The sequence below is a fragment of the Cypionkella psychrotolerans genome, from assembly GCF_001294535.1.
GTDB lineage: Bacteria > Pseudomonadota > Alphaproteobacteria > Rhodobacterales > Rhodobacteraceae > Cypionkella > Cypionkella psychrotolerans.
Genome location: NZ_LGIC01000073.1, coordinates 131,047 through 149,270, shown reverse-complemented (window position 1 = coordinate 149,270; position 18,224 = coordinate 131,047). Strand labels below are relative to the sequence as shown.

Below are 18,224 nucleotides of genomic sequence, written 5' to 3'. Positions count from 1 at the left end.
CCTGCACAGGGCATTTTCATTTGGAGTATCCGCATGGACTATCGTCGCTTGGGTAAATCTGGCCTGAAGGTTTCCGAGTTTTCTTTTGGCTCTTGGGTCACTTTCGGCAAACAAATCGATGGCAATGACGCCAAATCCTTGATGACCATCGCTTATGACGCAGGCATCAACTTCTTCGACAATGCCGAGGGCTATGAGGCGGGCAATTCTGAACTGGTGATGGGTCAGGCCCTGCACAGCCTAGGCTGGACCCGTGACAGCTATGTCGTGTCGTCGAAAGTGTTCTGGGGCGGCGAGAAACCCACCCAGCGCGGGCTTTCCGCCAAGCATGTGACCGAAGCCTGCCACGCCGCCCTGCGCCGCCTGCAAGTCGATTACCTTGATCTCTATTTCTGCCACCGCCCCGATATTGACACCCCCATCGAAGAAACCGTGCGGGCGATGCACAGCCTGATCACCCAAGGCAAAGTGCTGTATTGGGGCACCTCGGAATGGTCGGCGCAGCAGATCACCGAGGCGCATATGGTCGCCCGCGCCGCGGGTCTGACGCCGCCAGTGATGGAGCAGCCGCAGTATAATCTGTTTGAGCGGCAGAAGGTCGAGGCAGATTACGCGCCGCTGTATGACAGCGTTGGCCTTGGCACCACGATCTGGTCGCCGCTGGCTTCGGGCATCCTGACCGGCAAATATAACACCGCGATCCCGAACGACAGCCGGATGACCCTGCCCGGCTATGAATGGCTTAAGGACATGCTGGCCTCGGAGGCGGGGCAGGACAAACTTGCGAAAACCCGGGCCTTGGCCGATTTGGCCGAGCGTGCAGGCCTACCGCTGGCGCATCTGGCGCTGCTGTGGTGCCTGAACAATCCGCGTGTCTCAACTGTGATCTTGGGGGCCTCGCGTGCCAGCCAGTTGACCGATAACCTCGCCGCTTTGCAGCATAAAGCCAAACTGACACCCGAGGTCATGGCCGAGATCGAGACGATCATGGGCAATAAACCAGCGGCAGCGCAACGGTTCTAGGTTGACGATCCTGCCAACAGTGGGAACTCTGCGGCGAAGTCGGGGGGCTGTCTGCCCCCCACGGATTTGCAGGCAAATCCTCCCCCCGAGGATATTTGAGCACAGAGGATGACCATGACCAAAGCGCTGATCACATGGGGCGGCTGGGACGGCCATCAGCCGGATAAGGTTGCGGCGTTCTTCGCCGAGGAACTGCGCGCGGCGGGGATGCAGGTGGAGGTCACGAATAGCCTTGGCTGTTTCGATGATCCGGGGGTTTTGGCCGACCTCAGCCTGATCGTCCCGGTCTGGACGATGAGCAGCATTGAGCCGCACCAATCCGAGAATGTCGCGGCAGCGGTGGCGGCGGGCGTGGGTCTGGCAGGCTGTCATGGCGGTATGTGCGACGCTTTTCGTACCGACGTGCTGTGGCAGTTCATGACCGGGGCGCAATGGGTGGCACATCCGGGCAATGACGGGTTGAATTACCGGGTGCGGATGGTCTCGGACGATCTGCTGGTGGCCGGGATCGCTGATTTTGATGTAGCGACCGAGCAATACTACCTGCACGTCGACCCCGCCGTGCACGTTCATGCGGTCTGCGATTTCCCGGTGGTCGACGGGCCTCATGCGCCGAACGGCCCGGTGGCGATGCCCGTGGTGTTCTCGAAATTCTGGGGCCAAGGCCGGGTCTATTACAACGCTTTGGGCCATCAGGCCGATGTCATCAACCACGGCCCCGCCCGCGAACTTATGCGGCGCGGGCTTTTGTGGGCGGCAAAACAGGAGGGGTGAATGTCGTTCCAAGCCTATCTGGACAATATCCAAGCCAAAACCGGGAAAACCCCCGCCGATTTCAAAGCCTTGGCGCAAGCGAAGGGCTTTGCCACGGCTGATGGAATCGCTGCGGGCGTTAAAGCTACCCAGATCACCGATTGGCTGAAGGCCGAGTTTGATCTGGGCCACGGCCATGCCATGGCAATCTTCGCGCTGTTGAAGGGGAAGACGAGCTAACCCAGCACCGCGCGCAAGCTGGCCCAGATCACCACCACCACGGTCGGGTAAAACGTCAGGCCAAAGCCAAACGCCCGACCCGCAGCACCCTTCGCGTAGCCCAGCGTGAAGGCGAGCCGCCCGATCAGAAATGTCACCGCCAGCGCCGGAAACAGCCCGGCCTGCGCGGGCGCAAACTGGATCGCCAGCGCGGGCCAAGCCAACGCCACCAGCACGCATTGCTCGGTGGTGTTGCGCAGCACACGTTGCGCCCGATCCGCCGCCGAGCCCGCGCCGCCGTCCTGCCCGTCAATCAAACTGGCATCCAGAAACCGCATATTTGCCATCCGCCCGATCATCGCCAGCAGCGCCAGCGCGGGCAGGCACAGCCATTTCACCGCCAGCTCCAACGGCGTGCCGCTGGGGGTGATCCAGCCCGGAGCCAGTGCGAAGACCGCAGCCGTCCAGATCACCGATGCCACCATGCCAACCAAAACCCCGCGCTGGTTGGCACTGAAGCTCATGTGCGTGCCTTGCGGATCAGATCAAGAATATCCTTCGCCGCCTCGGGGATATTCGTCCCCGGCCCGAAGATCGCTTTCACCCCGGCGTCGTAGAGGAACTGATAATCCTGCTGCGGAATAACCCCGCCGCAGATCACCAGAATCTCGCCCGCGCCCGCATCGCGCAACGCCTGCACCAGCTTCGGCGCGAGGGTCTTGTGCCCCGCCGCCTGCGACGAGATTCCCACCACATGCACATCGTTGTCGATGGCATCCTGCGCGGCCTCGGCGGGCGTCTGGAACAACGGCCCAACATCGACGTCAAAGCCAATATCGGCGAAAGCCGTCGCGATCACCTTGGCACCGCGATCATGGCCATCCTGCCCCATCTTCACCACCAGCATGCGGGGACGGCGGCCTTCTTCCTCGGCAAAGGCCTCAACATCCGCCTGAATCGCGGCAAAACCCGCATCGCCCGCATAGGCCGCACCGTAAACCCCGGCGAGGGTTTTCACCTCGGCGCGGTGCCGCCCGAACACCTTCTCCATCGCCATGCTGATTTCCCCCACCGTTGCCCGCGCCCGCGCCGCCTCAATCGCTGCCGCCAGCAGATTGCCGTCATGGCCCGCGATCCGGGTCAGTTCGTCCAGTGCCGCTTGCGCTTTTGCCTCATCGCGCGCCGCCCGCGTGGCGTGCAGCCGTTCGATCTGGTTTTGCCGCACCGCCACGTTATCAATGTCGAGAATGTCGATCGCGTCCTGCTTGGCGAGTTTGTATTTGTTCACCCCGACCACAACCTCATCGCCACGATCAATCGCCGCCTGCCGCCGCGCCGCCGATTCCTCAATCCGCAGTTTCGGCATCCCCGAGGCCACCGCCTTGGTCATGCCGCCCATCGCCTCGACTTCCTCGATCAGCTTCCAGGCTTCTTCCGCCAAAGAATGCGTCAGGCTTTCGACGTAATAGGACCCTGCCAGCGGATCGACGACATGCGTCACCCCGGTTTCCTCCTGCAAGATCAACTGGGTGTTCCGCGCGATCCGGGCGGAAAATTCCGTAGGCAAAGCAATGGCTTCGTCCAAAGCGTTGGTGTGCAAGGACTGCGTGCCGCCCAAAACCGCCGACATCGCCTCATAAGCGGTGCGGATCACGTTGTTATAGGGGTCGGCTTCCTGCAAGGACACGCCAGAGGTCTGGCAATGCGTCCGCAGCATCGAGGAGCCGAGCTTTTTCGGTGCAAACTCCGCCATGATCCGGTGCCACAGCAGCCGCGCCGCGCGCAGCTTCGCGGCCTCCATGAAGAAATTCATCCCGATGGCGAAGAAGAACGACAGCCGCCCGGCGAAGTCATCGACATTCATGCCGCGCGCCAGCGCCGCCCGCACATATTCGCGCCCGTCAGCCAAAGTATAGGCCAATTCCTGCACCAAATTCGCCCCGGCCTCCTGCATGTGATAGCCAGAGATCGAGATCGAGTTGAACTTCGGCATATGCGCCGATGTGTATTCGATAATATCGGCGATGATCCGCATCGAAGGTTCTGGCGGATAGACATAGGTGTTGCGCACCATGAATTCCTTCAGAATGTCATTCTGAATGGTGCCAGACAGCAGGGACCGATCCACCCCCTGTTCCTCGCCCGCCACGATAAAGCTGGCCAAAATCGGGATCACCGCGCCGTTCATCGTCATCGAAACAGACACTTTTTCCAGTGGAATCCCGTCGAACAGGATCTTCATATCCTCGACGCTATCAATCGCCACCCCAGCCTTGCCAACATCGCCCTCGACCCGAGGGTGATCCGAGTCATAGCCCCGATGCGTCGCCAGATCGAAGGCGACAGACACGCCCTGCTGCCCCGCCGCCAGATTTTTCCGATAAAACGCGTTCGACGCCTCAGCCGTCGAGAACCCGGCATATTGCCGAATGGTCCAAGGCCGCCCGGCATACATCGTCGCTTTCACCCCCCGCGTGAACGGCGCAAAGCCCGGCATCTCGCCCATCTGCGGCAGGCCTGCAACATCAGCCGCCGTATAAAGCGGCTTCACTGCGATGCCTTCCAGCGTATCCCACGTCAGGCTAGCGGGGTCGCCGCCCTTCATTTCTTTCGCGGCCAAAGCCGCCCATGCGTTCAGATCAGTCATGCTCTGCTCCCTTGCAGCCAACGCGGGCCAGCGCGGGCAATGCGGTTATTCCAGAAAATCCTCGGCCACCGGAATGCGGCCAAAGGCGATTTTTGCCCCCGTATAGGCGACGTAATGCGGTGGCAATTCGCCAAAACGCACGGTGTTCTGACCGTAGCGCAGGTTCAATCGGTCGATGGCATGGCAGAGGCCCACGGGCGCGTCCTCTGCCACCGGGGCGTCGAACAGATCGCCCGTCGCTTGCCCCACGAGCAGCAAACCGCCCAAGCTTACATTCACCGCCTTGATCCGTCCGCGCGGCAGCTTTGCCCAATAGCGGTCCAGCGTTTCCAGCAGAAAAAACGTATCCTGCGTTGCACGAATTTGGCCCTCGGCACTGGGATGCCCGCCCTCCTGCAACCGCAGAGACAGATGCAGGCTGCGCGCCACAAAACCCTCGCGCCGCAACCGCGCCGCAGCCTTGACCAGCAAACGCCGCGCCACCAGTCGCGCACCCTCCGCTGTCTTGTTGCCCGCCGTCAGCACCTGCCCGTGCCCAATCATGCCGCGCTGCGTCTCTGGCCAGACCACCACCTCGCCGCGGAGTTCGCGCAAGAACCGCTCGCCCAAAACGCTGCCCCAGATCGCCCGGGCCCGCTTTGGGTCCAGCGCATAAAACGCCCGCACATCCGGCACCCCCGCCGCCAACAAACGATCCCGCATCCGCGAAGAAACCCCCGGCAGATCGTCCAAGCCGAGATGCGCAATCCGGTCCGGCAAAATCTCCGGCAACAGCCAGTGCAACCCGCCGGGTTTTTCCAACCCCGCCGCCAGTTTCGCCAGCAGCCGCGTTGGCCCCAAGCCGACCGAGCAGCGCAACGCCGGGTTGACGTCCCGCAACACAGCCGCCTGCAACGCCCGCCCGAGGCCCACAGCCTTGGCCAATTCCTGCTGCGATCCCATCAACAGGCAGGAACATTCGTCGATAGAGAACACCCGATGCACCGGCAAAACCGTGTCCACCGCGCGCAAAATCGCATGATGATAGCGCACGCAAACATCGTGCTTCACCGGGCGAAACACGATGCCGGGGCACAGCGCGCGCGCCTCGTCTTGCCTTGTGCCCATGCCGACACCGCAGCGTTTCGCTTCGATACTGGCGGCAATACAGGCCGCATTCGGCGCATCCGCCGTCAACACCCCCACCGGGCGGCCCATCAGCGCAGGCTCCTCGGCCTGGGCGACCGAAGCGTAAAAGCTGTTCATATCGAAGAACAGGGTGGAGACGCGCGCGGACATCTGGCCTCGAGTCGGGGATGCGTAAACAAGCCATCAGACTAGAACAAAATACGAACATTTGTCGAGTCTCGCCTGTCGCTGATCGCCCCCGACCTGCCACCTATTCAAACTCCATGATCACTTCGTCGACCTTCAGGCTGCTGCCCGCCACCGCTTTCACCGCTTTGACCACGCCCTTGCGCTCGGCTTTCAGGATATTTTCCATCTTCATCGCCTCAACGGTGGCCAAAGCCTGCCCCTCCTGCACCTCATCACCGACCGCGACCATGATCTTGGCGATCAGACCGGGCATCGGGCAGAGCAGGAATTTCGACGTATCCGGCGGCAGCTTCTCGATCATCAGTTTCGCCAGTTCCGCCTGCCTTGGCGTACGCACATGCACCTTCAGATCAGCGCCGCGCAGCCGCAGCCGGAAACCGCCCGAGATTTTGCCGACCTTCATCACCAAAGGCGCGCCATCAACCATGATGCTGGCCAAAGCCTGCCCCGGCACCCAAGCCGAGGTCACCCGCAGGCTGCGGCCATCTTCAAACGTCACGGTTGAGCCCGCCGGATCGGCGGCGATTTTCACCACATGTTCAACGCCTTGCAGCGTCACCACCCAATCATCACCGACCCGGCGCTCGTGATTATCCATCGTGCCAGAAATCCGCGTGCGCCGGATTTCCGCCACCCGGTTCATCGCGGCGGCAGAGGCCGCAGCTCGCGCCAGTGTATCCGCGTCCAACGTGGCACCCTGGAAACCATCAGGATATTCCTCGGCTATGAACGCCGTGGTGATATTGCCGGATTGAAAGCGCGGATGCTCCATCACCGCGCCGACAAAGGGCAGGTTGTGGCCGATGCCCTCAACCTCAAACGTATCCAAGGCGAGCCGCATTTCCTCAATCGCATCGGCTCGCGTCGGCCCCCAAGTGCACAGCTTGGCGATCATCGGGTCGTAGAACATCGAAATCTCGCCGCCCTCAAACACCCCAGTGTCATTGCGCACGATGCCGCCGCGTGGGGTGGTGCCTTCCACCGGAGGCCGATAGCGGGTCAGGCGGCCAATCGAGGGCAGGAAGTTGCGGTAGGGGTCTTCGGCGTAAAGCCGGCTTTCCATTGCCCAGCCGTTGATCTTCAGATCACTTTGGGCAAACGGCAGCTTCTCACCATAAGCCACCCGGATCATCTGCTCGACCAGATCAACCCCGGTGATCAACTCCGTCACAGGATGTTCCACCTGCAACCGCGTGTTCATCTCAAGGAAATAGAAATTCCGGCTGCCATCAACGATAAACTCCACCGTCCCGGCGCTGGTATAGCCCACCGCGCGGGCCAAGGCGCAAGCCTGCTCACCCATCGCCTTGCGCGTCGCCTCATCCAAGAATGGCGACGGCGCTTCCTCGATCACCTTCTGGTTCCGGCGCTGGATCGAACATTCGCGCTCATGCAGATAGACGATATTGCCGTGCTTATCGCCCAAAACCTGAATTTCAATATGGCGCGGTTGGGTGACGAATTTCTCAATGAAAATCCGGTCATCGCCAAAACTTGCCGCCGCCTCATTCTTGGAAGACTGAAAGCCTTCCCGCGCTTCGGCGTCATCCCAAGCGATCCGCATCCCCTTGCCGCCACCGCCAGCAGAAGCCTTGATCATCACCGGATAGCCGATTTCCGAGGCGATTTTCACCGCATGTTCGGCATCATCAATCAGACCCATATGCCCCGGCACGGTGGAAACCCCCGCAGCCATCGCCAGCTTTTTCGAGGTGATCTTATCGCCCATCGCCTCAATCGCAGGGGAAGGTGGCCCGATGAACACCACGCCCGCCGCTTCCAACGCCGCCGCGAAGTTCATGTTTTCAGACAGAAACCCATAACCCGGATGCACCGCTTCGGCACCGGATGCCTTCACCGCCGCCATGATCTTCTCAATGACGATGTAAGACTGCGCGGCAGGCGACGGCCCGATATGGATCGCCTCATCCGCCATCTTCACATGCAGGGCACCCCGGTCGGCGTCGGAATACACTGCCACCGTCTTGATCCCCATCTTGCGGGCAGTCTTGATCACACGGCAGGCGATCTCGCCCCGATTGGCGATCAGGATTTTCTTAAACATAGCTCTCTCCCCTTCGCGTCCGGGCCGGGACGCACAAAACAAAACGGCCAGCCGAGGGAACACCCCGACTGGCCGTCATAGCATTAGCCGCGTAAGCGGCGATTAGATCAGTAGCAGGGCGGCAGGCCGATGTTGACGCCGCAGGTTGCAGCGCCCGCAAGGCCGCCGATGACCGCACCCGTGACCGCATTGTTGTCGGTGACATCGGCAATGGCTGCGCCAGCTGCAGCGCCTGCCAACCCGCGCGAAGCCGGGTCTTGCAGACAGCCAGCCAGCGGCATGGTGAGAATGGCAAGAAGAAGGAGAGATTTCCGCATTTTGAACTGCCTCTTTTGTTTGTTGTTCTGTGCGCAGATTCTACTGAATCTTGCAGCGATGCAAACTGAAAAAAGCCCGCCCGCGCGCAACTGGCAACAAGCCGCCAAAGCGGAGCCGCAGCCGATGCAAAAAAAGGCCTGACCCCGAAGGAGTCAGGCCAGAGGGTAGGGAAAGGGTAACAGTCTTGCCCAAGGCATTGCGGTGCAAGCAACGCCCCAAGCACAGATTGATCATCGCGCAACCCAGCATTTGGCGCAAAGCCTGTTTCGCCCCGCCCGAAGGCTTGCGCGAATTGCTGCCAAGATGCCAAAGGCTTGCGCGGAATCATGCCTAGTCCTGATCCTCGTCGTCATCCCAATCGCCAAAGTCCATAGGCTCGGCGTCGGGGGCGAAAATCTCGGGGAACGAGACTTGCGCGACTTTGAGGTTGATCTTCAGCAGCGCATCATAAGACGCCGGGTTGAAGGGATCTTCGGCGGGCACCACTTCGCGGCCAAACAGCCACGACAGCCGCCCCGCATCCAGATTGCCACGCTCGAAAACGTCCTCGCCGAACTGCGCCCACAAGGCCGCCATAAAGCCCTTATCGGCCATCCGGTCAGCGTTTTTGCGATCTGCGAAACGTTCGCGTTTGATGATCTTGGCCGCGCCCTGCTTCATATTGGCGCGCCGGATCACAAACTGGAAATCAGTGCCGGTCAGGCGGCCGGGAAAACCGCGATGCTTCAGCATGATGCCACCTCTTGCGCAGAGGTGAGAGCGAAGGCGGAGCCGAAACCCCGCCCATAGCTGTTATTTGTATTTGCCGGTCTCGGTCGGCTCAACCGAAATTGGTGCCGGCGCAGGCTCCATAGGAGCCTCTTTTTTAGCGCAAGCAGCGAAAGCGCTAAGCGCGATGAAGGCAAGGATTGTTGCGGAACGCATGGGATACTCCAGTTTGCAGCGTTGATGACGCTCGCACCATAGGTGCTGGTCAGATCAAGTGCAAAGCGGTTCGCCCCCGCTAGGACAGTTGTTGCCGACGCCCCGTAAGCCGTTGCAACAGATAGAAAAAGGGCGGGCTGAGCCGTCAGGCCTACAAGCGCCCGCCCCTTAGTCTTACTTGTATTTGCCGGTGTAGGTCGGCTCAGTGGTGACAGCCGGTTGGTCCACGTAAACCACGTCTTCGGCTTTCTTAGCGCAACCTGCCACGAAAGCGACCAGGCACAGTGCCAGTACGGTAAACTTAGTGCTCGACATCCTCGACTCCATTTATTTGCTGGAGGCGTGCTTTGTGCCGCCCCCTTCTGCGAAGGAAAGGCCGCTTGGGTTCGGCCTACATGAACTCTAGCCGATAAACTGCGGAATTGACACGCAAATTGGTCAAATGCCCCAAGCTGTGGCAAGGCTACATCAGCCATCGGTTGCAAAGCGGCCCGGGCCGCTAGATTTTGTGCTTTCATCAAAAAGCCTCCCATATACAGGCGTCGCCCTCGACACGATACGCCTCAAAGAATTGAGTGGCCTCAGGAGCAGCTTCGCCAAACGGCACGTCGCGGTCGGAAAGTGAAATCACGATCTGGCTTGGCAGCGGCCCGGTTGAGGCGATACGCGGCAGAGCGAAACTCTTGCACAAATGTTCCATATCCGTCACCGCCACCTCGAAATCCACCGATCCGGTTTGCTTGGCTATCGCGGGTGCGACAAAGCGAAACCGCGCGGTCAAGCCGTCCGGTCCCGGCGCGTTCATCACCACATCGACGAAGCGCACCCATTGCCCCGAGGGCACCGCCACCACAACCGCCTCTGCACTGTCCGTTATATTCGGATCGGTCATCGCCGCCCCACCCTACAACTGCCCGCTTTTCCGCTGCCCGCACGCATTGCTGTTCTCCTTAGGTCACAGCGGAATGTTATCGTGCTTTTTCCACGGGTTCGCCAGCTTCTTACCACGCAAGCTTGCAAATGCCCGCGCCACCCGACGGCGGGTCGAATGTGGCATGATCACCTCGTCGATAAAGCCCTTCTCGGCGGCGACGAACGGGTTGGCAAAACGGTCTTCATATTCCTTGGTCAGCCGCGCAATTTCTTCCGGCGGTTTGCCGCGATGGATGATCTCGGTGGCGCCTTTCGCCCCCATCACCGCAATCTCAGCCGTCGGCCAAGCATAGTTGAAATCGCCGCGCAGATGCTTCGACGACATCACATCATAAGCCCCGCCATAGGCTTTGCGGGTGATCACCGTCACTTTCGGAACCGTCGCTTCGCCATAAGCAAACAGCAGCTTGGCACCATGCTTGATCACGCCGCCCAACTCTTGCGCTACACCCGGCAGGAACCCCGGCACATCCACCAGCGTCAGGATCGGAATTTCAAACGCATCGCAAAACCGCACAAACCGCGCCGCCTTGCGCGAGCTATCAATATCCAGGCACCCCGCCAAAACCATCGGCTGATTGGCGACAACCCCTACCGATTGCCCCTCAATCCGCACAAAGCCGGTGATGATGTTGGCAGCAAAATCGCGCTGGATTTCAAAAAAGTCGCCCTCATCGGCAAGCTTCTCGATCAACTCTTTCATATCATAGGGTTGGTTCGGGTTTTCCGGGATCAACGTATCAAGGCTCGCTTCCAGCCGCGCCGGATCATCGAAGAACGGCCGCACCGGAGCCTTCTGCCGATTGTTCAGCGGCAGAAAATCCACCAAGCGGCGCACTTCGGCCAAAGCCTCGACATCATTCTCAAACGCGCCATCCGCCACCGAAGATTTCTTGGTATGCGTCGATGCTCCGCCCAGTTCCTCCGCCGTCACCACCTCATTGGTCACGGTTTTCACCACATCCGGCCCGGTGACGAACATGTATGACGAATCCTTCACCATAAAAATGAAGTCGGTCATCGCCGGCGAATACACCGCCCCGCCCGCGCAAGGCCCCATGATCACCGAAATCTGTGGCACCACACCGCTCGCCATCACATTGCGCTGAAACACCTCGGCATAGCCCGCGAGTGAGGCCACACCTTCCTGAATCCGCGCCCCGCCCGAGTCATTCAGCCCAATCACCGGCGCGCCATTCTGCATCGCCATATCCATGATTTTGCAGATCTTCTGCGCATGGGTTTCCGACAAAGACCCGCCAAACACCGTAAAGTCCTGCGAAAACACATAGACCATCCGCCCATTCACCGTACCCCAGCCGGTCACGACGCCATCCCCCGCCGGACGATCCGCCTCCATGCCGAAATCGGTGCAGCGATGGGCGACAAACATGTCGAATTCTTCAAACGAGCCTTCGTCCAGCAACAGCTCAATCCGCTCGCGCGCGGTCAGCTTGCCCTTGGCGTGCTGCGCGTCAATCCGGCGCTGCCCGCCGCCCAAACGCGCCACATTGCGGCGGTCTTCCAACTGTTGCAGGATATCTTTCATCGCAGGCTCCCCCTCAAATCGCGGCCAGCATAGCGCCCCACAACCCGCCCGCAAAGCGCAACATCGAAAATATGCAAACTCAGTGAAGCGTCAGAAATGCAAATTGCAAATCTGCAAATTCATCACTTCCCGGTAATGCCCTCAATCGGCGGCAATGGCAGTGGCTGGGTGACCAAAGCCGGATCGACGCGTTCGTAAAACGCATTGCCCCCGGTGGTCAGCACATACTGCATGTTGTTGTAGCCTGCCTTGTAGGTTGCCGTATGGAAAAACTGCGCGCGGCCGATCAGCGGATGCCGCTCGCCCAGCAACACCGACTCCGCCGCGTCGCGCAGCTGCGGTGCGGTGCGCGTGTTCATGCGCTTGCTCATCACCCCCGGCGCGAATTGCTTGCGCTGCCCCACCACGCCACAGACATTGCGCGGATATTTCCCCGACTCGACGCGGTTCATCACCACGCTGCCCACCGCAACCATGCCATCCCGGCTGGAGCGGTTGGATTCGAAATACATCGCCCGCTCCATACATTCGAGTTCGCTATGCCCGCAGCTTGCCAGAAGCGCGAGTGCGAAACCGGCACCGAAAAGATGCCGCGCGGTTCGGATGAGGGTCATTTTATCAGTCCTGCTCGTTTTGTTTTTTTGCAATCCTAGCGCAAAACGCGCCGGAATGCAGCGATTTCCTTGCATCCTCACCCGACCCAGCGGCGCTTTGCGCAAGTGCAGTCACTTTTTCGCGGCGCGATTGCCTTCCCAAAGCCCCCTCCCACAGCCTTGGTTACGCAGACCCGCACACCGGCTATAGGGTCGAAACTGATATGTGCAGGCACCTAAGCCCACGACCCGCACCCTAAGAAACGCCTGTGGCGACCAACTGCCTCAAATACCGTCATTGATGGCAAACTTGGTTTTTGTTCTATATACCTCCCCGACCAGCAGAATTTGCATCCGAGACCCCCCATGCCCACCCTTCCCGTCCCTCTCATCACCATCGGCCTCTTGACCCTGTCTAACATCTTCATGACCTTCGCTTGGTATGGCCACCTCAAGCACAAATCCACCGCGCTGATCACGGTGATTTTCATCTCTTGGGGCATCGCGTTCTTCGAGTATTGCCTGATGGTCCCCGCCAATCGCGTAGGCTCCCGCATCTACAACGGCGCCCAGCTCAAAACCATTCAAGAGGTCATCACCCTCTCGGTTTTCGCCGTGTTTTCTGTGTTCTACCTGAAAGAGCCGCTGACATGGAACCACGCCCTCGGCTTCGCCTTTATTGCACTGGGCGCGTTCTTCATCTTCCACAAATGGAGCTGAGCCCTCCCTAAAGCCGCGCTCTTAGCTCATCCTCTGCGCCCAAATATCCCCGCCGGAGGCATCGCGCTATCCGCACGCACTACCCCAGAAAGCCCCGAATGCCCCACCCCAAGGCGATCTTCCTCAACCGCCAAACCCCGCCGAAAATTCTCACCCTGACCCTGCTCGCGGGCCTCTCGGCGCTGACGATGAACATCTTCCTGCCGTCCTTGCCCGGCATGGCCGCCTATTTCGACGCCCCCTACGCGCTGATGCAACTCTCCGTAGCCCTCTACCTCGCGCTCTCCGCCGTGCTGCAAATCCTGATCGGCCCGATCTCCGACCGCTACGGCCGCCGCAACACCATCCTGATTGCGCTGGTGCTGTTCCTGATCGCCACCGTCGGCACCCTCACCGCTGCCAATGCCACCACTTTCCTAATCTTCCGCATGGCACAAGCGGTGATCGCCGCAGGCATGGTGCTGTCCCGCGCCGTCGTGCGTGATATGGTGTCAGACGCCGAGGCCGCCTCGATGATCGGATATGTCACCATGGGGATGTCGCTGGTGCCGATGATTGGCCCAGTGATCGGCGGTATCCTTGATGAGGCTTTCGGCTGGCAAGCCAACTTCGGCCTGCTGCTCGGCCTCGGTCTGATCGTCTTGGCCCTCTGCTGGGCCGATCTGGGCGAGACCGCCACCCTGCAACGCCGGTCGTTCAAGGATCAGTTGCGCAGCTACCCCAGCCTACTGAAATCGCGCCGCTTCTGGGGCTATTGCGGAGCCGCCGCCTTCTCCTCGGGCTGCTTTTATGCCTTCCTCGGCGGCGCACCCTATGTCGGAACCGAGGTCTACCACCTCACCTCGTCCCGTATCGGCCTGCTGTTTGCCATCACCGCCGTCGGCTACATGGCCGGGAACTTCTTCGCCGGCCGCTATTCGGTGCGCCTAGGCATGAACAAAATGGTGCTGATCGGCACCACTGTCACCACGCTCGGCATGGCGCTGCTGGCGCTCGTCGCCGCGCTGAACCTCTCCAGCGCCGTGGTTTTCTTCAGCCTGACCATCACCATGGGGCTCGGCAATGGCATCGCTTTGCCCTCAGCCAACGCGGGCATCCTCTCGGTGCGCCCTGACCTCGCAGGCACCGCCTCGGGCCTGGGCGGTGCGATCATGGTTGGCGGCGGTGCCGCCCTTGCCGCCTTGGCCGGAGCCGTGCTGCCCCCCGGTTCCACCGAAATGCCGCTGATCCTGTTGATGCTGGCCTCTTCCGTACTCTCCACTCTCTGCATCCTTGCGGTCATTCGCCGCGCCCGCAGCTTAGGGATTGCCGCTTGACCGCCTGACTTTGCAAAGCCTACCTTGGGCTTTGCAAAGGAGTGCGCAATGGCCATCCAAAAACTCTACGCAGGTGCCAAACTCCGCGAACTCCGTGGCCGCCTCAGCCTGACCCAACGCGCCTTTTCGGATAAACTCGGCGTCTCGCTGCCCTACCTCAATCAGATGGAGAACAACCACCGCCCGGTTTCCGCCACCGTAGTCCTCGCGCTCGCGCAAGAATTCGGCCTCGACGTCACTGAACTTAACGCAGGCGAAGGCGAACGGCTGGTGTCAGATATGCGCGAGGCCCTCGCCGACCCGGTGTTCGCCAAAACCACCCCGCCCTTGGCCGATCTCCGCCTCGCCGCCTCCAACGCCCCGGCCTTCGCCCGCGCCTTTCTCGACCTGCACCGTGCCTACCGCCAAAGCCACGAACGCCTTGCCTCGCTGGATGAGGCTTTGGGCCGCGAAGACACCGCCCTGCGCGCTTCCCCGTGGGAGGAGGTTCGCGATTTCTTTCACTATTGCGACAATTACGTCGATTCCGTCGACCGCGCCGCCGAACATTTCATAACCGCTGCATGTATCGGGAAAGACGCCCTGATCATCGCAACCGAGGCGCTCAACAAACGCGGTATCAATGTTCAATTTTCCAACACTGGCCCCTTGCGTCACTTTGACCCCACCACCCGGACCCTTGCGCTTTCCGCCCGCGCCGCAAGCCCCACCCAGCGCTTTCAACTGCTCTACCAAGTCGCCCTGCAAACCCAGAACGAGCTGATCGAAGCCACTCTCGATCTCGCGCAATTTCAAACTACAGAAGCCCGCGACATCGCCAAAATCGGCATGGCGAATTATTTCGCCGGCGCTGCCCTGATGCCCTACCGCGCCTTCTTGGAGGCCGCCCAAACCACCCGCCACGACCTCGAACGCCTAGCCGACCAGTTCGGCGCCTCCATCGAGCAAGTCGCCCACCGCCTCTCCACTCTGCAACGCCCCGGCGCGAAAGGTGTTCCGTTCTTCTTCGTCCGCGTCGATCAGGCCGGAACCATCACCAAACGCCACTCCGCCACGCGCCTGCAATTCGCCCGCTTCGGCGGCGCCTGCCCGCTCTGGAACGTCCACCGCGCCTTTGAGACCCCCGGCCATTTCCTGCGCCAACTGGCCGAAACCCCCGACGGCGTGCGCTACCTCTGCCTCGCCCGCGATGTCTCGAAACCCGGCGGAGCCTTCCTCGCCCCCGTCCGCCGCTACGCCATTGGTCTGGGATGTGAGATCAGCCACGCCTCCAGCCTCGTCTACTCCGATGGCTTAGACCTGAAGGGCCGCTTCGAGCCGATCGGCATCTCCTGCCGGATCTGCGAACGGCAAAATTGCCACCAACGCTCGGTGCCGCCCTTAGAGCGCCGCCTGAAAGTCGATCCCGACAAACGCGGATTGCTGCCCTACGACATCGCCGACTAAGCCTAACCGCAGCACGGGCAGAAATGTTGAACGCTCCGCGGGGAGTATTTAGACCAAGATGAAATACCTAGAATTTCACGTTGGCTTAAATATCCCCGCCGGAGGCATCAACAGCAAACCAAAACGCACCATTTCAAACTCACCGCGCGGCAGCGGCGGTCGCGTGCCGCCTCGATGGCGGCCAAGACCGCCCCGCCGTATCGGCAGGCCCCAAATGAAAAGACGGGCCAAAGCCCGCCTTTGCTAAATCTAAAAGCCCGCTCACCCCTTCAAATGCATCCAGACATGATCCTTCAGCGCCGCCCGTTGCTTGCGAAGAACTTCTTCCTCAGCCTCGGTCAACAGATCCAGCCGCGCCTCTGCGCGATGCACCTTGCCATTTACTGCGTCATATTCGGCCACCAGATTGGCAAAATGCGCGTCTTTCTCCTTCATCGCGGAAATCTTCACAGCGAAGTCCGGGAACTCGGCGGCCAAGCCATGCGGGGTATGCGTCATCGGGTCTCTCCTGTTATTACTACCCCAGCTTAGGCTTAACGCCACGCCACAGCTTTGACCTTGATCAAGCCCCAACAGTTAAGAAAGGCCTAAGCCAAAAATCTAACCCTTTGATAAATAAACACAGTCAAATCGGTCCACGCCGGGACCTCAGCGCTGAGACACCCGCCAATTCTCATTGATCACTGGCTGCAAATTCGACCGCGCCAGACGCTTACCCAAGATATGATCCGCCGCCTTCTCCCCGGTCATAATCGACGGCCCGTTCAAATTCCCATTGGTGACCTGCGGGAAGATCGAGCTGTCCGCCACCCGCAGCCCCTCCACCCCGATCACCCGACATTCTTCATCGACCACAGCCAGCGGATCATCCCGCCGGCCCATCCGACAGGTCCCGCAAGGATGATAGGCGCTCTCGACATGTTCTTTCAGGAAGGCGTCCAGTTCCGCATCCGTCTGCACCCCAGCCCCCGGCTGAATCTCCGCCTTCACATGCTCTCGCATCGCAGGCTGTTCAAACACCTCCCGCGTCAGCCGCACACAAGCCCGGAAATCCTCCCAATCCGATGGGTCCGACATATAGTTGAACAGGATCTTCGGCGCGTCCTTCGGATCGGCTGAGCGCAACGTCACAGCCCCACGCGACTTGGATCGCATCGGCCCGACATGCACCTGAAAACCATGGCCCTCGGCCGCCGCCTTACCATCATAGCGCACCGCAATCGGCAGGAAATGATACTCGATATCCGGGTAATCCACCCCGGCTTTCGAGCGGATAAACGCGCAAGATTCAAACTGATTCGACGCGCCCAAGCCCTTGCCGGTAAACAACCACTGCGCCCCGATCAGCGCCTTGCCCCACAGGTTCCAGTATTTATACAAAGTGATCGGTTTGGCGGCCTGAAACTGCATGTAGATCTCAAGATGGTCCTGCAAATTCGCCCCAACACCGGGCCGATCCGCCACCACCTCGATGCCATGCGCGCGCAGAGCCGCCGCATCGCCGATCCCCGACAGCATCAGGATCTTCGGCGAGTTGATCGAAGAGGCCGACACGATCACCTCGACACTAGCGCGAATAACCTCCACCACCCCGCCGCGCTCAATCTCAACCCCAACCGCGCGGCCATTCTCGATCACCACGCGGCGCGCAAAGCCGCGCACCAGCTTCACAAGCCCGGTTTTCAGGGCGGGCCGCAGGTAAGCATTCGCCGCCGACCAGCGCACGCCCTTAAAGATCGTCGCCTCCATCGCGCCGAAACCTTCCTGCGCCTGACCGTTATAATCCTCGGTCACCGGGTAGCCCGCCTGCCGCCCCGCCTCGATGAAAGCGTTGAACAGCGGGTTTTTCCGGGGTCCCCGGCTTATATGCAGCGGGCCGTTTGAGCCCCGAAACGCCGCGTCGCCCGAGGCCGCGCCATCCGCCTCGCCGTGCCAAGTCTCCATCCGCTGGAAATAGGGCAGCACATCGGCATAGGACCAGCCCTGCGCGCCCATCTCCTCCCAAGTGTCATAGTCCCGCGCATGGCCGCGCACATAGACCATACCGTTGATGCTGGATGAGCCGCCAATCACCTTGCCGCGCGGCGTCGCCAACCGCCGACCGCCCAAGTATGGCTCGGGTTCCGACTGAAACCCCCAGTCGTAAATCCCCATATTCATTGGATAAGACAGCGCCGCAGGCATCTGGATGAACGGCCCGATATCGCTGCCGCCCTGCTCGATCACCACCACCCGCTTGCCCGCCTCGGCCAAACGATACGCAATCGCCGCCCCCGCTGACCCCGATCCAATGATCACATATTCCGCCGTCATATCTCTCTCCTGCCCGACCGAACCGGGCGCATCTTTCATTTAAACCCGCACCACCACAGCGCCCCGACGCGCCGGGGTGGGCGGTTGG

17 protein-coding genes are annotated in these 18,224 nt (G+C 60.7%); 6 read left to right on the top strand and 11 right to left on the bottom strand.

Annotated features, from left to right (window positions below):
- The first annotated feature begins 33 nt into the window (after positions 1 to 33).
- The 3 genes from AKV04_RS17320 to AKV04_RS17310 all read left to right on the top strand — a co-directional run bounded on the left by AKV04_RS17320 (position 34) and on the right by AKV04_RS17310 (position 2,016).
- The gene (locus AKV04_RS17320) at positions 34 to 1,023 is read left to right on the top strand and encodes a potassium channel beta subunit family protein (RefSeq protein ID WP_054007710.1); all 990 of its coding nucleotides are present in this window, start codon (positions 34 to 36) and stop codon (positions 1,021 to 1,023) included.
- 114 nt (positions 1,024 to 1,137) lie between these two features.
- On the top strand, positions 1,138 to 1,797 hold the full coding sequence (locus AKV04_RS17315; protein WP_054007709.1) for a ThuA domain-containing protein: 660 nt from the start codon (positions 1,138 to 1,140) through the stop codon (positions 1,795 to 1,797).
- Positions 1,798 to 2,016 (top strand): DUF4287 domain-containing protein, encoded by a 219-nt coding sequence (locus tag AKV04_RS17310; protein WP_054007668.1) that lies wholly within the window; start codon positions 1,798 to 1,800, stop codon positions 2,014 to 2,016.
- Here the strand turns inward: AKV04_RS17310 and AKV04_RS17305 are convergent.
- The 9 genes from AKV04_RS17305 to AKV04_RS17265 form a co-directional block, all read right to left on the bottom strand.
- The gene (locus AKV04_RS17305) at positions 2,013 to 2,519 is read right to left on the bottom strand and encodes an MAPEG family protein (RefSeq protein WP_054007667.1); all 507 of its coding nucleotides are present in this window, start codon (positions 2,517 to 2,519) and stop codon (positions 2,013 to 2,015) included. The genes AKV04_RS17310 and AKV04_RS17305 overlap by 4 nt on opposite strands.
- Positions 2,516 to 4,642, bottom strand: a complete 2,127-nt coding sequence (gene scpA, locus AKV04_RS17300; protein ID WP_054007666.1) for a methylmalonyl-CoA mutase — start codon at positions 4,640 to 4,642, stop codon at positions 2,516 to 2,518. The genes AKV04_RS17305 and scpA overlap by 4 nt, the downstream gene beginning before the upstream one ends.
- 45 nt (positions 4,643 to 4,687) lie before the next feature.
- On the bottom strand, positions 4,688 to 5,920 hold the full coding sequence (locus AKV04_RS17295; RefSeq protein WP_054007665.1) for a Y-family DNA polymerase: 1,233 nt from the start codon (positions 5,918 to 5,920) through the stop codon (positions 4,688 to 4,690).
- 100 nt (positions 5,921 to 6,020) lie between these two features.
- Positions 6,021 to 8,024 carry an acetyl-CoA carboxylase biotin carboxylase subunit gene (locus AKV04_RS17290; protein ID WP_054007664.1) on the bottom strand — a complete coding sequence of 668 codons (2,004 nt, stop codon included), beginning with the start codon at positions 8,022 to 8,024 and terminating at the stop codon, positions 6,021 to 6,023.
- Positions 8,025 to 8,131: 107 nt separating this feature from the next.
- Entirely contained in the window at positions 8,132 to 8,341 is a 210-nt protein-coding gene (locus AKV04_RS17285) for a hypothetical protein (protein WP_054007663.1), read from the bottom strand.
- A gap of 331 nt (positions 8,342 to 8,672) precedes the next feature.
- Positions 8,673 to 9,074, bottom strand: coding sequence for a hypothetical protein (locus AKV04_RS17280; protein ID WP_054007662.1), 402 nt, complete (start codon positions 9,072 to 9,074; stop codon positions 8,673 to 8,675).
- A 709-nt stretch (positions 9,075 to 9,783) separates the two neighbouring features.
- Complete coding sequence (locus AKV04_RS17275) at positions 9,784 to 10,158, bottom strand: DUF6497 family protein (protein ID WP_054007661.1); 375 nt, start codon at positions 10,156 to 10,158, stop codon at positions 9,784 to 9,786.
- A 63-nt stretch (positions 10,159 to 10,221) separates the two neighbouring features.
- Positions 10,222 to 11,748, bottom strand: coding sequence for an acyl-CoA carboxylase subunit beta (locus tag AKV04_RS17270; protein WP_054007660.1), 1,527 nt, complete (start codon positions 11,746 to 11,748; stop codon positions 10,222 to 10,224).
- A gap of 122 nt (positions 11,749 to 11,870) precedes the next feature.
- Positions 11,871 to 12,362, bottom strand: coding sequence for a cell wall hydrolase (locus AKV04_RS17265; protein WP_054007659.1), 492 nt, complete (start codon positions 12,360 to 12,362; stop codon positions 11,871 to 11,873).
- 345 nt (positions 12,363 to 12,707) lie between these two features.
- Between AKV04_RS17265 and AKV04_RS17260 the strand changes: the two genes are divergently transcribed.
- From AKV04_RS17260 to AKV04_RS17250, 3 genes are all read left to right on the top strand, one after another.
- Positions 12,708 to 13,061, top strand: a complete 354-nt coding sequence (locus tag AKV04_RS17260) for a DMT family protein (protein ID WP_054007658.1) — start codon at positions 12,708 to 12,710, stop codon at positions 13,059 to 13,061.
- Between the two features lie 98 nt (positions 13,062 to 13,159).
- Entirely contained in the window at positions 13,160 to 14,377 is a 1,218-nt protein-coding gene (locus tag AKV04_RS17255; RefSeq protein ID WP_054007657.1) for a multidrug effflux MFS transporter, read from the top strand.
- 48 nt (positions 14,378 to 14,425) lie between these two features.
- On the top strand, positions 14,426 to 15,823 hold the full coding sequence (locus tag AKV04_RS17250; protein WP_054007656.1) for a helix-turn-helix domain-containing protein: 1,398 nt from the start codon (positions 14,426 to 14,428) through the stop codon (positions 15,821 to 15,823).
- 261 nt (positions 15,824 to 16,084) lie between these two features.
- Here the strand turns inward: AKV04_RS17250 and AKV04_RS17245 are convergent, their stop codons facing one another.
- Together AKV04_RS17245 and betA are read right to left on the bottom strand one after the other, a co-directional pair.
- Positions 16,085 to 16,321, bottom strand: coding sequence for a YdcH family protein (locus AKV04_RS17245; protein WP_054007655.1), 237 nt, complete (start codon positions 16,319 to 16,321; stop codon positions 16,085 to 16,087).
- Between the two features lie 150 nt (positions 16,322 to 16,471).
- Positions 16,472 to 18,136 (bottom strand): choline dehydrogenase, encoded by a 1,665-nt coding sequence (betA, locus tag AKV04_RS17240; RefSeq protein ID WP_054007654.1) that lies wholly within the window; start codon positions 18,134 to 18,136, stop codon positions 16,472 to 16,474.
- Positions 18,137 to 18,224: the final 88 nt, after the last annotated feature.

What these genes read in the sequence shown, in the direction of transcription:
- AKV04_RS17320 (WP_054007710.1), top strand. Translation starts at nt 34, where the DNA reads ATGGACTATCGTCGCTTGGGTAAATCTGGCCTGAAGGTTTCCGAGTTT.
- AKV04_RS17315 (WP_054007709.1), top strand. Translation starts at nt 1,138, where the DNA reads ATGACCAAAGCGCTGATCACATGGGGCGGCTGGGACGGCCATCAGCCG.
- AKV04_RS17310 (WP_054007668.1), top strand. Translation starts at nt 1,798, where the DNA reads ATGTCGTTCCAAGCCTATCTGGACAATATCCAAGCCAAAACCGGGAAA.
- AKV04_RS17305 (WP_054007667.1), bottom strand. Translation starts at nt 2,519, where the DNA reads ATGAGCTTCAGTGCCAACCAGCGCGGGGTTTTGGTTGGCATGGTGGCA.
- scpA (WP_054007666.1), bottom strand. Translation starts at nt 4,642, where the DNA reads ATGACTGATCTGAACGCATGGGCGGCTTTGGCCGCGAAAGAAATGAAG.
- AKV04_RS17295 (WP_054007665.1), bottom strand. Translation starts at nt 5,920, where the DNA reads ATGTCCGCGCGCGTCTCCACCCTGTTCTTCGATATGAACAGCTTTTAC.
- AKV04_RS17290 (WP_054007664.1), bottom strand. Translation starts at nt 8,024, where the DNA reads ATGTTTAAGAAAATCCTGATCGCCAATCGGGGCGAGATCGCCTGCCGT.
- AKV04_RS17285 (WP_054007663.1), bottom strand. Translation starts at nt 8,341, where the DNA reads ATGCGGAAATCTCTCCTTCTTCTTGCCATTCTCACCATGCCGCTGGCT.
- AKV04_RS17280 (WP_054007662.1), bottom strand. Translation starts at nt 9,074, where the DNA reads ATGCTGAAGCATCGCGGTTTTCCCGGCCGCCTGACCGGCACTGATTTC.
- AKV04_RS17275 (WP_054007661.1), bottom strand. Translation starts at nt 10,158, where the DNA reads ATGACCGATCCGAATATAACGGACAGTGCAGAGGCGGTTGTGGTGGCG.
- AKV04_RS17270 (WP_054007660.1), bottom strand. Translation starts at nt 11,748, where the DNA reads ATGAAAGATATCCTGCAACAGTTGGAAGACCGCCGCAATGTGGCGCGT.
- AKV04_RS17265 (WP_054007659.1), bottom strand. Translation starts at nt 12,362, where the DNA reads ATGACCCTCATCCGAACCGCGCGGCATCTTTTCGGTGCCGGTTTCGCA.
- AKV04_RS17260 (WP_054007658.1), top strand. Translation starts at nt 12,708, where the DNA reads ATGCCCACCCTTCCCGTCCCTCTCATCACCATCGGCCTCTTGACCCTG.
- AKV04_RS17255 (WP_054007657.1), top strand. Translation starts at nt 13,160, where the DNA reads ATGCCCCACCCCAAGGCGATCTTCCTCAACCGCCAAACCCCGCCGAAA.
- AKV04_RS17250 (WP_054007656.1), top strand. Translation starts at nt 14,426, where the DNA reads ATGGCCATCCAAAAACTCTACGCAGGTGCCAAACTCCGCGAACTCCGT.
- AKV04_RS17245 (WP_054007655.1), bottom strand. Translation starts at nt 16,321, where the DNA reads ATGACGCATACCCCGCATGGCTTGGCCGCCGAGTTCCCGGACTTCGCT.
- betA (WP_054007654.1), bottom strand. Translation starts at nt 18,136, where the DNA reads ATGACGGCGGAATATGTGATCATTGGATCGGGGTCAGCGGGGGCGGCG.